General features: G+C 45.4%; 13 protein-coding genes. 7 read left to right on the top strand and 6 right to left on the bottom strand.

Annotated elements, in window-relative coordinates:
• Positions 1 to 24 precede the first annotated feature (24 nt).
• A complete protein-coding gene (locus UF05_RS06390) occupies positions 25 to 1,842 on the bottom strand; it encodes a hybrid-cluster NAD(P)-dependent oxidoreductase (RefSeq protein ID WP_045545866.1) in 1,818 nt (605 codons plus the stop codon).
• Positions 1,843 to 2,108: 266 nt separating this feature from the next.
• Here UF05_RS06390 and UF05_RS24150 point away from each other — a divergent pair, with 266 nt between their 5' ends.
• Together UF05_RS24150 and pyrC are read left to right on the top strand one after the other, a co-directional pair.
• Positions 2,109 to 2,273, top strand: coding sequence for a YqaE/Pmp3 family membrane protein (locus UF05_RS24150; protein ID WP_005480188.1), 165 nt, complete (start codon positions 2,109 to 2,111; stop codon positions 2,271 to 2,273).
• Positions 2,274 to 2,430: 157 nt separating this feature from the next.
• The gene (gene pyrC, locus UF05_RS06380; RefSeq protein WP_045545867.1) at positions 2,431 to 3,459 is read left to right on the top strand and encodes a dihydroorotase; all 1,029 of its coding nucleotides are present in this window, start codon (positions 2,431 to 2,433) and stop codon (positions 3,457 to 3,459) included.
• A gap of 87 nt (positions 3,460 to 3,546) precedes the next feature.
• On the opposite strand, the gene UF05_RS06375 is transcribed toward pyrC, so the two are convergent.
• The gene (locus UF05_RS06375; protein ID WP_020842376.1) at positions 3,547 to 4,452 is read right to left on the bottom strand and encodes a DUF808 domain-containing protein; all 906 of its coding nucleotides are present in this window, start codon (positions 4,450 to 4,452) and stop codon (positions 3,547 to 3,549) included.
• 172 nt (positions 4,453 to 4,624) lie between these two features.
• On the opposite strand from UF05_RS06375, the gene UF05_RS06370 reads away from it, so the two are divergent.
• Entirely contained in the window at positions 4,625 to 5,542 is a 918-nt protein-coding gene (locus tag UF05_RS06370; protein ID WP_045545868.1) for a M14 family metallopeptidase, read from the top strand.
• On the opposite strand, the gene UF05_RS06365 is transcribed toward UF05_RS06370, so the two are convergent.
• Positions 5,537 to 6,325: an AraC family transcriptional regulator gene (locus UF05_RS06365; RefSeq protein ID WP_017447919.1), complete on the bottom strand. Its 789-nt coding sequence runs from the start codon at positions 6,323 to 6,325 to the stop codon at positions 5,537 to 5,539. The genes UF05_RS06370 and UF05_RS06365 overlap by 6 nt on opposite strands.
• A gap of 98 nt (positions 6,326 to 6,423) precedes the next feature.
• Between UF05_RS06365 and UF05_RS06360 the strand changes: the two genes are divergently transcribed.
• From UF05_RS06360 to UF05_RS06350, 3 genes are all read left to right on the top strand, one after another.
• Positions 6,424 to 7,329, top strand: a complete 906-nt coding sequence (locus tag UF05_RS06360; protein WP_020842378.1) for a DMT family transporter — start codon at positions 6,424 to 6,426, stop codon at positions 7,327 to 7,329.
• 146 nt (positions 7,330 to 7,475) lie between these two features.
• Entirely contained in the window at positions 7,476 to 7,961 is a 486-nt protein-coding gene (locus UF05_RS06355) for an acyl-CoA thioesterase (RefSeq protein WP_005499665.1), read from the top strand.
• Between the two features lie 165 nt (positions 7,962 to 8,126).
• On the top strand, positions 8,127 to 8,372 hold the full coding sequence (locus UF05_RS06350) for a hypothetical protein (protein WP_017447309.1): 246 nt from the start codon (positions 8,127 to 8,129) through the stop codon (positions 8,370 to 8,372).
• A 419-nt stretch (positions 8,373 to 8,791) separates the two neighbouring features.
• Here the strand turns inward: UF05_RS06350 and malG are convergent, their stop codons facing one another.
• From malG to malE, 3 genes are all read right to left on the bottom strand, one after another.
• Positions 8,792 to 9,682, bottom strand: a complete 891-nt coding sequence (gene malG, locus UF05_RS06345) for a maltose ABC transporter permease MalG (protein ID WP_005463109.1) — start codon at positions 9,680 to 9,682, stop codon at positions 8,792 to 8,794.
• A 12-nt stretch (positions 9,683 to 9,694) separates the two neighbouring features.
• Positions 9,695 to 11,269, bottom strand: a complete 1,575-nt coding sequence (gene malF / locus UF05_RS06340) for a maltose ABC transporter permease MalF (protein WP_021484018.1) — start codon at positions 11,267 to 11,269, stop codon at positions 9,695 to 9,697.
• Positions 11,270 to 11,348: 79 nt separating this feature from the next.
• Positions 11,349 to 12,527 carry a maltose/maltodextrin ABC transporter substrate-binding protein MalE gene (gene malE, locus UF05_RS06335; protein ID WP_005463104.1) on the bottom strand — a complete coding sequence of 393 codons (1,179 nt, stop codon included), beginning with the start codon at positions 12,525 to 12,527 and terminating at the stop codon, positions 11,349 to 11,351.
• A gap of 674 nt (positions 12,528 to 13,201) precedes the next feature.
• Between malE and malK the strand changes: the two genes are divergently transcribed.
• Positions 13,202 to 14,320 carry a maltose/maltodextrin ABC transporter ATP-binding protein MalK gene (gene malK / locus UF05_RS06330; protein WP_045545869.1) on the top strand — a complete coding sequence of 373 codons (1,119 nt, stop codon included), beginning with the start codon at positions 13,202 to 13,204 and terminating at the stop codon, positions 14,318 to 14,320.
• Positions 14,321 to 14,522 lie beyond the last annotated feature (202 nt).

Raw genomic sequence — 14,522 nt, 5'->3', positions numbered from 1 at the left:
TGGTTAGTGGCCGCACCTTCTCGGTTATTCCGTTACCGTGACATCCGTTTCTGGAATCGCGCAACACGCCAATACCGTTCCCATTGCGCGTTCTTCATCCGTCAAGGCTGGTACATCTGGGTGATGAACTTGTCCTGATGTGAGCTGTACCTTACACGCACCGCACAAGCCAGCACGACAGCTATTACTCACTACTTTCCCTGCATCTTCAATTTGATCCAAGAGCGTTTTTTGATTGTTGCCTTGGATCTTCAAGCCATTGAATTCAATCTCAACCTCTTTTTCTGGTCTTGCTTCCACAGCAGAAACACCAAAGGCTTCTTGATGATAATGCGCCTCTGGCAAACCTTTCTTCAACAATAAGTTCTTGGCCTTTTGCATGAAACCATCGGGCCCACAAACAAACACTTGGCGCTGTTCAACGTCTTTGATTTGCTTGATATGAGACAGACTTAAACGCCCTTTAAGACCAAACCAATCCACCGCTGGTTGCGTTAAACAGATTTTCACTTCCAGCCCTGAATGTTCGCGTTTTAATTGCTCTAACTCTGAGCGACATGGAATATCCTGCTCAGTACGGCATTGATGGTAAAACACCACGTCATTCAGTTGATTGTGGTCTGCAAGATAGCGCACCATCGACAGCATTGGAGTAACACCACTGCCCGCCGACAGCAATAGTAGCGGCTGCGCATCATGCGTTTTAAGGTGGAACTGACCATCTGGGTTTTCTGCCTCTAATACATCACCGACTTGTAGGTTGTCTAACAAAGCATTCGACACGCGGCCACCCGCAATACGCTTAACGGAGATAGCATAGCGACCAGGGCGAGATGGGCTAGACGATAAGGTATATCTACGACCAATTTTCTTACCATTGATATCCACCTCAATCGGCAAATGTTGGCCCGGTAAGTAGTTTGGTAAAGAACCTTTGCTCGGTTCTAGCCATAAGGTCACGAAATCTTGAGCAATCTCTTCACGCTCAACACACGTCAGCGTCATGCGCACAGGTGAGTTGTCCGGATAAAATTCCGGCTCCTTATATTCGAGCACTTCAACTTTATCGCCTTGGCGAATAATGCCCTCATTGCGCGCCACAAGGTTTTGTCCAAAGAACACACCACCTCGTTCATTGGCGCGGAACTGTTGCAACGTTTTGAGCGGCTCTTTGCTTTCACGGAAAGTGCCACGCTGAGTATTGATCGTGGTAAGAATACAACGCTCACAAGGTTTGAGAGATTCGAATTCCACTTCCCCTATTCGGATGCGCTTCCAAGAATCTTCTTCAAATGGCTTGGTATCAGATACGACTAAGTTTGTGCGGAACTGATCCATGGAGTGTTGCTCAGAACTTCTTTTGTTCAATTCCTCTAGCGAAGCTTGGCTGATCACCAACACTGGATAGCCGTCAGCAAAACTCACATTTTGTCCCAGTTTTTCACGGACACGATTGGATTGTTCACCGCTAAAAAGCAACTCTACGCGCTGTCCCAATACCTGACTAAACCAATCATCCGCATCATCGGTAGTCGTGTAAGCGGTGAAGGTATCTTTCCAAACCGTTGCGGGTGTTTCCTGCATTTTTAAATCTTGATAACGGATTTTAAGTGGTTCCATTCCCAAGCTACTGAACACCACTCCATCGGCAAGCAACGCTGATTTCACGGTTACCATTTGAGGGTACTTTCGCGCAGTGATCATCGAACCATCGGCTTTGGCAATCATAAAACGACGGTCAAAACTCAACCCTTGTTTTTCTACCCATGCGGACGAAAGCGACACACCTCCGACTGATTTAACCGGAAAAACATTGATTTGGGATAAAACGGGGTGCGACATAGCCTTCTTCCTACGGGTGATCTTTAATTGTTGCAGTATTGTATACCTAAATGACATTAAGATGCAGATTCACGCATTAGCATTTATCCCAAAATCAAACCTTTAAGAGAGAAAACGGCTTGGATTTACTGAGATGCCTTTACTACACTCAGAATTCACATTTTTTAACACTGCTCTGACCAAATACCATTTGATAAAGTGTGACACGAAACACATAATGCGCCATATTTTTGACGACATCCATTCATTGACTTGGAGCTTTACCCATGGATACAAAAAAACTGATTCTAATTTTGCTGTGTATCTTTCTTCCACCGGTAGCGGTTTACATGGAAAAAGGTCTGAATAAAGACTTCTTCATCAACTTGATCCTAACTTTCTTCTTCTTCCTACCAGGTACGATTCACGCACTTTGGTTAACGATGAAGTAACCACTTACACTCCTACTCTGTAGAAAAGTGAAAAATGGGATGAAATGTGAGGGCAATTCCTCTATCATCCTGTCGCCTAAGCGCAAGCGTTTGCTCCAAAAGGCAAATGCAGCGTTTAGGCTCCAATCAGACAACTTTTCAATGGTGGGAGCAATTAATGACAACACTGACTATTACTCGTCCTGACGACTGGCACGTTCACTTACGCGATGGTGAAGTTCTAAAAGACACCGTTCGCGATATCAGCCGCTACAATGGCCGCGTGCTGATCATGCCAAACACCGTCCCACCTGTTACCAATACCGAAATGGCACTTGCCTACCGCGATCGAATTCTGAAAGAGCAGCACGGCGAACAATTCGAACCTCTGATGGCGCTTTACCTAACCGATAACACCACGCCAGAAGAGATTCGCGCAGCAAAAGCAACCGGTAAAATTGTCGCAGCGAAGCTTTACCCAGCAGGAGCAACGACTAACTCAGATTCTGGTGTGACCGATGCGAAGAACATTTACCACGTTCTCGAAGCCATGGAAGAAGTCGGGATGTTGCTCTTGGTTCATGGAGAAGTCACTCATCACCACGTTGATATCTTCGACCGAGAAAAAGAATTCCTTGATACCGTCCTCGCTCCTATCGTTAATGACTTCCCTAATCTTAAAATCGTTCTAGAACATATCACCACCGCCGACGCAGCACAGTTCGTTAACAACGCGTCTGATAATGTTGCCGCTACCATTACTGCTCACCACCTTCTTTTCAACCGCAATCACATGCTTGTCGGTGGCATTAAGCCTCATTTTTACTGCTTACCGATTCTAAAGCGCAACACCCACCAGCAAGCGCTAATCGAAGCCGCAACCAGTGGTAGCAAGAAGTTTTTCCTAGGTACCGACTCCGCTCCGCATGCAAAAGGCGCGAAAGAATCGGCTTGCGGTTGTGCAGGTTCTTACACTGCGCACGCGGCGCTAGAACTTTATGCAGAAGTCTTTGAAAAAGAAGGCAAGTTGGAAAACTTGGAAGCGTTCGCAAGCTTCAACGGTCCTGATTTTTACGGTATTGCACGCAACGCAGATACGGTGACGCTAGAAAAATCGGCTTGGGATGTTCCTGAATCCATGCCATTTGGCAATGACATCGTTGTGCCTATTCGTGCAAACGAACAAATTGAGTGGAAAGTGAAGTAATCGCTTAACGTAAATAACGTGCATAAAAAAGGGCCTGACGTTCTCCGCATTAGAGACAGCATGGCCCTTTTTCATTTGATATGTGGATTATTTACCGCGAAGCTTTTCTACCACCGCCCATACAGCAACCACAATCAAACCCGCGACAAAACCGATAATGCCGTTAAGCAAAATAGGCAGAATCGCTGTAGCAACCGAATGACCACTAAAGTTCATAATAATCGGTTCTACAAAGTGGTGAATGGCGGGTACGTTGTGCACTACAATCCCACCACCAACTAAAAACATTGCAGCAGTTCCTACAATCGTTAACAACTTCATGAGCTTTGGTGCAAAAGCAACTAAAGCACTGCCAACTTTCGCCATCCAGCCCTTACCTTTTGAGCGAATTTCAAGGTAGAAGCCCAAGTCATCCAATTTCACGATGCCTGCTACTAAGCCATAAACACCAATGGTCATGATGACTGCAATTAAGCTCACCACTAAGATTTGCGTCACAAGACTCGCCCCAGTCACGGTGCCCAACGCAATCACAATAATTTCCGCTGAGAGAATAAAATCAGTTCGAATCGCACCTGCAACTTTTCGCTTTTCGTAATCCTCTAACGACTCGTCCGTATCCACAAGCTCTTCTTTTTCTTCATGGGGATGTGAGTGTGGAAACAGTTTTTCGAGTACTTTTTCAGCCCCTTCAAAACAGAGAAACAAACCGCCGATTAGCAGCAATGGCATGATCAACCAAGGAATAATTGCGCTAATCAATAAGGCAGAAGGCACCAAAATCAGTTTGTTTTTAAATGAACCTTTGGCCACCGCCCAAACTACTGGAATTTCTCGCTCAGATGCGACACCCGAGACCTGCTGAGCGTTTAACGCTAAATCATCACCCAATACACCTGCGGTTTTCTTTGCCGCCATTTTTGACATCAACGCAACATCATCCAATACCGCGGCAATATCATCCAACAGTGTGAGTAAACTTGCTCCAGCCATTTTTTATCTCTTATATGAAATTGAGTAAGTAACAAAATGTAACACCATTAAACCCCTTGGCAAAGTGATGATTTTGCAAAGAATACCGTCACAATTGGTGTTTTGTATTGCCGATAAGATAAGACAGGTCTAGTCTTGTCATACCTTTCAGCACACAAAAGAAAAAGTATAGATGAAAAGCGGATACTCTTACCCAATCGGTACCCCAGGCCAACCTTGGGGAGAAGCAGAACGTAAAGCGTGGCTCGCACAGCGCGAAGTAAAACGCAGCTACCAAGAAGAAGTAGTCAGCAAAATTGATGCGCTACGTGACCGTTTCGATGTAGAACAATATGGTGCACTTTCTTACGACCAAGCTCGCTTCCCACTGTTTTGCATCAAAACACGCAACTGGGACTCAGCAAAACCGATTGTTCTTGTAACTGGCGGAGTGCATGGCTACGAGACCAGCGGCGTACACGGCGCGCTAAAATTCGTAGAAACAGAAGCAGAGCATTACGCAGAGCACTTCAATATTGTAGTGGCACCCTGCGTAAGCCCTTGGGGTTACGAAGTGATCAACCGTTGGAATCCAAACGCGATTGATCCAAACCGCTCTTTCTATGCAGATAGCCCAGCGGAAGAGTCAGCCAACTTGATCAAGCTCGTATCGACATTGGGCGACGTGTTAATGCACATTGATTTGCACGAGACAACAGATTCTGACGAAACTGAGTTCCGTCCTGCCTTAGCCGCTCGTGATGGTATTGAGTACATTGAAGGTATGATCCCAGATGGCTTTTACACCGTGGGAGATACTGAAAACCCTCAACCTGACTTCCAAAAAGCAGTCATTGAATCGGTTGCAAAAGTGACTCACATTGCACCAGCAGATGAACACGGCGAGATCATTGGTTCACCAGTCGTACAATTTGGCGTTATCAACTACCCAATGGTGAAACTGGGTCTGTGTGGCAGCGTAACAAATTGCGTTTACGGCACCACCACAGAAGTTTACCCAGACAGCCCGAAAGTAACGGACGAAGAGTGCAATGATGCACAAGTCGCTGCTGTTGTGGGTGGTCTGGATTACGTCCTCGCTCAGCTATAACAAGCGATTCTTATATTGCTCCGGTGTCATGCCGGAGTATTTCTTAAACATCGCGATAAAAGGGCTGGCTTGATTGTAACCTAACGTCAGCGCGACTTCTTTTACGGTTTGCCCTTTGCGTAGCAACTCCATCGAGTGCAAATACCGCACACGTAAACGCCACTCAGTAAAGCTCATTCCTAACTCACTCTGGCAATGTCTCGCTAACGTGCGCTCTGTGGTATGCACTTTTGCCGCCCACTCCGCCAAGCTGATTTCATCGGTTGGCGATTCTTCTACCGCTTTTAAGATTGGCTGAAGATATTTGTTGTCGGTTGTCGGTAAAAAGTGATGTTCCACTTCTTGTTTCGCCAGTTGATCCAACAACACTCGCACCAAACGTTTGTCTTCATCACTCTGCGCGACGTTAATGTCACGCTGACGAAAGTCCTCAATGATGGCAGAAACGATGGGGGTGACTTTAATTAAACTGGTTTTGGTTGGAAAATGCGCCGTCAGCTCTGGAGCAATATTCAATGAGCAATATTCGATTGGTTTTCGGTTGTAGCTGGTATGACGAATGCCCGCTGGCACCCAAATTGCCAAATGAGGTGGCGCTAAAAATCGTGTGTCCTCCGCATCCATTTCCAAAATCCCACCGCTGATCAGCTGCACTTGCCCCCAAGGATGGCTATGAATCCGGGTTTCCGTGTTGGAAAGAAACGCTTCAAAATTCATAAAAACATCCGATGGCGCACGATCAATTGATAATGAAGGATGAAGATTTCTCGCACTCTTTTTCAAAATTGTCTTCCTATCGCTTACGATGTCTTTTAAGAGATACTTTTCATTATAAAGACCTGTCAGACTAGCGCCATCAATTATTGTGCGATGAGGTTCTCATGGTTTATTTGCTTCCGTTTTTTACTGTCATGATTTGGGGTGGAAATTCTATCGTAAACAAAATGGCGGCAAGCACGATTGAACCTAGCGCAATGAGCTTCTATCGTTGGTTTGTTGCGATGGTTCTTCTAACGCCATTTTGCTTGCCAGCCGTAATCAAACAGCGTCATGTAATTCGTCCATACCTTACTAAACTGGCATTTTTAGCCCTACTCGGCATGGTACTTAACCAGTCGTTAGGCTACTACGCAGGCTTAACTACAACGGCTTCAAACATGGCGTTAATTACGTCATTAGTGCCTTTGATCAGCGTGTTTTTAAGCGTCCCTCTATTGGGTAAATCGGTTTCTATGTTGAGCATTGTCGGAGGGGTAATTTCACTTGGTGGTTTAGCATTCATGCTTGGGCACGGTGACGTCACCTACTTCTTGCATCAAGATATGACGCAAGGCGACAGCTTAATGTTACTGGCCGCGTTAGTTTATGCCGCATACTGTGTGCTTTTAAAGCGTTGGAAGATGCCATTTAACAGCCTAACATTGGTTTACATGCAAGGCTTCTTCTCTGTCATCATGCTGACTCCACTGTGGCTTTCAAGCGAACAACTGCTTCCTAGCCAAGAGGCGCTTCCACTGATCGCTTATGCTGGTATCGCAGCGTCTATTTTCGCTCCATTGATGTGGGTAAAAGCAATAGATTTGATTGGTGCAGACTCCAGCGCCATGTTCATGAACTTAATGCCTGTGGTCTCTGTCGCCTTAGCGTCAACACTGCTCGGTGAAGAAATTCATGTGTACCATATTATCGGCGGCTTGATGGTTATCTCCGGCGTGATTCTGTCGCAGATAAAAGTACGGAAGAAGCAAACTCTTGCAGGCCAAGAGCTACCATCAACTTCCGCCTAACAACAAAGAGAAAAGCCACGGAGTAGAGCCGTGGCTTTTTGGTATCAACACCTCAAACAAAAGTTAATGTTTTGTTGCTCGCCCTATTCCCGTCACAAACGCTTGCTGCTACATTGTCAGAACAATAACTCACAAAGGAATGACAGATGAGCAGTGGTCAAAGAGATATTACCCTTCGTTTTTTAGCTGAACCTGGCGACGTTAATTTTGGCGGAAAGGTTCACGGCGGCGCTGTAATGAAATGGATCGACTTAGCCGCTTATGCATGCAGTGCCGCTTGGAGTGGAAAATACTGCATTACTGCCTACGCGGGTGGGATTCGTTTTGTTGCACCTATTCATGTTGGCAACCTTGTGGAAGTCAGCGCGAAAGTCATTTACACCGGTCGAAGCTCAATGCACATCGCCATTGATGTTCAAGCTAGTGATCCAAAACAGATGAAAAATCGTTTAACTACGCACTGTATCGTGATTATGGTAGCCGTAGATGAAAGCGGTAAACCTACCGATGTACCGAAGTGGATTCCTGAATCTGATGAAGACAAGGCTCTAGAGCAATCGGCTATTCGCTTAATGAATATGCGTAAAGAAATTGGCGAAGAGATGGAAGCGCACGTTAAATATCTTAAGTAATTTTCCTGCTTCGAAAGCCCCTCTTTACCCCACTTTCCAACTCAGAGTGTGAAGCAATGTCATGCTTCGGCCATTTGCTTCACACTCGCGACACATTGTCATAATTCCGTCACCTTGTTTTGCTTAAATCCACCCTGTATTTTGGAGCTATATAGAGTTTGGATCTTGAGACTAAAGCAAACAACCTTAAGTGAAGAGACGTTGACCAATTTGAAAGCGGTCGAATATCAATGGGTAAGGACCATGTACGTCGAGGGTTATAACGAATCGGAAATTAACCATTATATTCAGACCTGTTTCGGCGGCGATACCACCTTTGCCAACCTGTTTCGTCGCGTAGCGCTACAACAAGAGAGCTTGTATACACTGCTACAATACGTTGGCTGCGCGCCGTCTAGCCGCGAGTTTTAAGCACCTCGGCATTTCCCGTCTTCACCTCGTTAAAACTGACGTCCTTACTCGTAGATACGTCCACGACACCGCACATTAGTAAGACCTAAATCTCATACTTTCCCGCCATCTCAGGTATTTATGTGAAGTGATTCGCAGGGCACCTCGGCGTCCCTGTGTAATCCATTGCAAAGCCGCTACTCTTTGTGTGTTTATTAAGCATAAAAAAACCTGAGTCAAGACTCAGGTTATGGTTACAAAAACTGTTAGTGATTGAATCGTAAGGAACTAAGCTAACAGCCAGCTATGCGTAACGCCAATAGAAGCAGGATATTACTGATCGGCGGCCAAACCAAAAGTGTAATATCGATGCTAAATATAAGGGCGACCATATGGTCGCCCTTTTCTAGTTATTCTTGTCAATCTCAGACCACTTGAGATTATCCTTTCACACCACCAGCGGTTAGACCACCAACCAACCAGCGTTGAGCAAGTAAGAATACTGCAGTGATTGGCACTGCTGATAGAACTGCAGCAGCAGCAAAGTCACCCCACAAGTAGTTTTGTGGATATAGGTATTGCTGCATACCTACTGCAAGTGTGTACGAGTCTACATCAGAAAGTAGTAGTGATGCTACAGGAACTTCACCAATTACCATGATGAACGACAAGATGAATACTACCGCTAGGATTGGCACTGACAGTGGCAGTAATACCAAACGGAATGCTTGCCATGGTGTTGCGCCATCAAGAGCAGCCGCTTCTTCTAAAGACGAGTCAATACTTTCGAAGTAGCCTTTAATCGTCCATACGTGCAGTGCGATACCACCTAAGTAAGCGAAGATCAGACCGCCGTGCGTATTCAAACCAAGGAAAGGAATGTACTGACCAAGTTTGTCGAACAACGCGTATAGAGCAACCAATGCCAATACCGCAGGGAACATTTGGAAGATCATCATCGCTTTGAGGATGGTGTTCTTACCTTTGAACTTCATACGCGCAAACGCGTAAGCCGATGTTGTAGACAGCGCCACAATCAAGATTGCAGAGATGCCACCAACTTTTACCGAGTTCCACAACCACGTCATTACTGGGAATGGAGGTGGTGTTACGGTGCCATCTGCGTTCGTAATTGAGAAACCAAGCGCTAACTTCCAGTGGTCAAGCGTTGGGTTGTCTGGGATCAAGCTACCCGTTGCGAAGTTACCTTCACGGAACGAAATCGCGATGATCATCAATAATGGGAAAATAATCAGTGCTAAGAATGCCCACATAGCAATATGAGTAGCCCAAACACGATACTTTAATGACTTACCTTGTACCATTGCCATTGTAATCTCTCCTTAGTCTTGAGCTACTTTAGTTACACGTAGGTTGATAAGTGCCAACGCGCCAACCAATAGGAAGATAAGTGTTGCTACTGCACTTGCTAGACCGAAATCTTGGCCGCCCGCACCTTCGAATGCGATTCGGTAGGTGTAACTTACCAATAGGTCTGTGTAACCCGCAGGTTCTGATGTACCGATCATGTTTGGACCACCACCTGTCAACAACTGGATAAGTACAAAGTTGTTGAAGTTAAAAGCAAAGCTTGCAATCAATAGCGGAGTCAGCGGTTTCAGCATCATCGGCATTGTGATACGCGTGAAGTTGGTGATGAAGTTCGCACCATCGATAGCCGATGCTTCATAAAGATCATCAGGAATCGCTTTTAGCAGACCCATACATAGAATCATCATGTAAGGGAAGCCTAGCCACGTGTTCACAATCAGGATCATGGTTTTTGCCATGAATGGGTCCGAGAACCATGCCGGGCTGATACCAAACAAACCTTCCAGAAGCATGTTGATCTCACCAAAGCTCTGGTTGAACAAACCTTTGAAGATCAGAATAGAAATAAACGCCGGTACCGCATAAGGCAGAATCAGTAGTAGTCGGTAGATTGAACGACCTTTCAACGCTTCCCACTGAACAACACTTGCTAACACTAAGCCAATAACCAATGTGCAGACTACGGTTAGCGCAGAGAAAACAATAGTCCAGATAAAGATGCTGATGAATGGTTCTTTGATGCCATCATCTTTCCACACACGTTCAAAGTTGTGCGTTCCAATGTTCACCACGAAACCTGGAGACACGGTGCTGCCAACAAACTGACCGTTTTCATCCACTGGTTGGTAGTAACCCACTTCCATATTTGGACGCAGTGTTTCTTGGGTACGGTTGTTGTAAAGGGTTTCGCCGTCATCTTGCAACGTGTAGAGCGGAACCACTGCTGCGAACTTACGCAAGCCGCTCATACGGATATCGTCACCGTTCGGAAGATGCAGGTCAACGCTACTTAGCGCAGTGCGGTTCTTCACGATGGTTTTGATTGGCTCTTTATCGCCTGCCGCCTCTGTAATAGGCGCTAGGTCTAAGTCTGTCTCTGAGAAGCCTTGAAGTTGGAAAACAGGAGTTGCTAGTAGCTCGCCATCTTTCTCAACCACAATTTGGTGGCCCTGCTCGGTGTTGTACAAAGTGAATGGATAGCTATCACCACTTTGGTAAGTTCTGTCTAACAGGACGCTCTGAGCACGATCAAATGAGAGTTGGTTTTTCGCGCTGTAGTTAGTAAACGCTAAACCGATGGTATATGCCAAAGGGAAAAGGATGAACAAAATCATCCCTGCAATACCAGGGTAAATGTAACGGTGTGCGTACGTCTTTTTACTACCGAAAATGAACAACGCTAAAGCGGTAAGAATGATCGTAAGTAGTGCAAACGCAATCTCACCGCGAGAATACATTAGGATTGTTGCGTAGCCATTGAGAATGCCGACGGTGCCTAAAAGTGACCATTTGATGAACACTTTTTTGCTGCTCGGAAGGCTGGCTTCTGGTGCTGTCATAGCATTTGTACCTTGAACTGACTGCATAGGGAACCTGCTAGCGAATATAGAATAAATATAGAAAAGTAAGGAGGAGTTGCCCCCTCCTTAAAAAAGTATTACTGAATTATTTAGTCATTTGTTTTTCTGCATCTGCAAGAGCTGCATCTACAGTTTGACGACCGTCAACAACGTTGATGATTGCGTTCTTAGCCGCACCCCAGAATGCGTTCATTTGAGGAATGTTTGGCATGATTTCGCCGTTCATCGCATTGTCCATTGTCGCAGCGATACGAGTATCTGAATCTAGCTCACGTTGGAACGAGTTAAGCGCTACCGCACCTAGAGGCTTGTCGTTGTTAACCATACGTAGGCCATCGTTTGTTAGTAGGTAGTTCTCTAGGAATTCAACCGCTAGGTCTTTGTTTGGAGACGCAGTGCTGATACCAGCAGTTAGTACACCAACGAATGGCTTAGAAGACTGACCTTGGAACTTAGGTAGTGTTGTTACGCCGTAGTTGATGCCAGACTTCTCGATGTTGCCCCAAGACCATGGACCGTTGATAGTCATCGCAGCTTTACCTTGGTTGAACGCAGACTCAGAAACTGAGTAGTCCATATCCGCAGAGATAACGCCTTTGTCTACCAAGCCTTTCACGAAGTTCATCGCGTCTTTCACGCCTTCTTTCGCGATACCTGCGTCTTTAACGTCGTAACCTTCAGAAGTGTATTTGAACGCGTAACCACCGTCAGCAGCCATTAGAGGCCAAGTGAAGTACGGTTCTTTTAGGTTCCACATGATTGCAGACTTGCCGTCTTTTTTAAGTTTTGCATCTAGCGCTGCAACTTCTTCCCAAGATTTTGGTGGGTTTGGAACTAGGTCTTTGTTGTAGATCAGAGATAGAGACTCAACCGCAACAGGGTAGCCAATCAGTTTGCCGTCGTAACGTACTGCATCCCATGCAAAGTCAACGATGCCTTCTTGGATTGCTTTAGAAGGTTTGATTTCTGCTAGTAGGCCAGCTTCTGCGTAGCCACCGAAACGGTCGTGAGCCCAGAATACGATATCAGGGCCATCACCTGTTGCTGCAGTTTGAGGGAATTTATCTTGAAGGCCGTCTGGGTGAGCCACTGTTACTTTGATACCAGTGTCTTCTTCGAACTTCTTACCAACTTCAGCAAGGCCGTTGTAGCCTTTGTCGCCGTTGATCCAGATAGTAAGTTGTCCTTCTTCGATGGCAGCATTAGCACCAAAAGAACCCAAAGCAACAAGAGTACCTAGTGCTACAGCGCTTAACTTTTTCATATTCGTATCCTTTTTATATTTTTGATGTAGGGCTAGTCCATTGAGGTTCAGCCGTATTTCGACATATATCATCTGAAATAATCCAATATGTCTCATCCTCCTAATCCCTACGCCCTTACAATTATGACGTATTTTCGTGATCTAAATCGCCAAGGGTAAGAGACTCAAATCACAAAATGGATACTTCCTGTGATCGGTTTCAACTTTAGGCGGTGCAATAATGTGATTTCCGCCCAACTGCTTCATTACTCCTCCTTTTTTACTCCTCCCCATCTACTCCCCCTACAATTATTTCGATTAGGAGGATGTAGCAGATAGCACAATCTTAGAAACTGCATTCATCCAAGAGTGGATGGTAAGAACCCTTTCCCAGCAGTGCCTATTAGCTAGGTAAAAAGATTTGCTGGTTTTGCATTGCCAGACGAGTGGAATGTCATTATTGGTGTTGTTTGTGGTAATTATTTCACGGGGGAGACAACACGAATAATGTGGGGGAGAGAAACTCGTACTTGGCTATGATGGGTAGCACTTCTATTTAGGACATTTCATTGAAGTGCTACCCTACTTTTCTTACCAACCGCAATAACTTACCGATTCCTACTGTTACTGCTCGCTAGATAATTCATATAATGATGAGCGGTGAATAATAAAAAAATTGATCGAGGACGAGCTACATGGCGAGTGTCACGTTAAAAAATGTTTGTAAAGCGTATGGCGACGTACTGATTTCTAAAAACGTAGACCTACAGATTGACGAAGGTGAATTTGTTGTTTTCGTAGGTCCATCTGGTTGTGGTAAATCTACCCTTCTACGTTGCATTGCCGGTCTTGAAGACATTACTTCAGGTGATTTGTATATTGGTGACCAGCGCATGAATGACGTCGAACCATCCAAACGTGGTGTTGGTATGGTTTTCCAGTCTTACGCTCTATACCCACACCTAAACCTATACGACAACATGTCATTTGGTCTAAAACTGGCTAAAGCAGACAAGGCAGAAATCGACAAACGTGTTGAACACGCAGCAGAAATCCTACAACTGGGTCACTTGCTTGAGCGTCAACCGAAAGCACTTTCAGGTGGTCAGCGTCAACGTGTGGCTATCGGTCGTACACTGGTATCGCAACCAAACGTATTCCTTCTAGATGAACCTTTGTCTAACCTAGATGCCGCGCTACGTGTAAACATGCGTGCGCAAATTACCAAACTACAACGTCAACTTGGCTGCACCATGATCTACGTTACACACGATCAGGTTGAAGCAATGACCATGGCGGATAAAATCGTCGTACTAGATGGTGGTTACGTCTCTCAAGTTGGCAAACCTCTTGAACTTTACCACTACCCACAGAACCGCTTTGTGGCTGGTTTCATCGGTTCTCCAAAAATGAACTTCATGAGCGTGTTCATCGATGAAGTAGAATCAGAACGCGTTAAAGTTCAGCTATCTAACGGCGTATCATTCTGGATTCCTGTAGATGGTACAACCGTTAACCGTGGCGACCGTATGTCTTTGGGTATTCGCCCAGAGCACCTACTTTCAGCAACCGAAGCTGACGCAACCATTCACGGTGAAGTGATGATCGTAGAGAAGCTTGGTAACGAAACTCAGGTATACCTAAACCTAGAAGGCGCAGACGCGGATGTGATCTGTCGTCAACCAGACACGCTAGCTGTCGACACGGGCGATAAATTGGAAATCGGTATTCCTGCTCACCGTTGTCACCTATTCCATAGTGATGGTCGTGCTTGTAAACGTCTATTTAAAGAAAATGGCGTAGATTTCGAATAAATTATTCACCTATAGTTGTTATAAATCCCTCTCTCCTGAGAGGGATTTTTTGTATCAAAACCACATAAATGACCGACATCACTCGCTCGCTGGACTCATCACTCATACTCCGCACCCAAGACTAAATCATTAACTTCCCTGTAAATAAGTCATCCGTTAGACCATCAAGAAATTAAACCTTAGTTTTTATAATCAAACTCGC

This window comes from Vibrio sp. S457-15, from assembly GCF_000960545.1.
GTDB classification, from domain to species: Bacteria; Pseudomonadota; Gammaproteobacteria; order Enterobacterales; family Vibrionaceae; genus Vibrio; species Vibrio parahaemolyticus.
The sequence above is the reverse complement of the archived record's forward strand: the minus strand, read 5'-3'. Positions and strand labels throughout refer to the sequence as shown.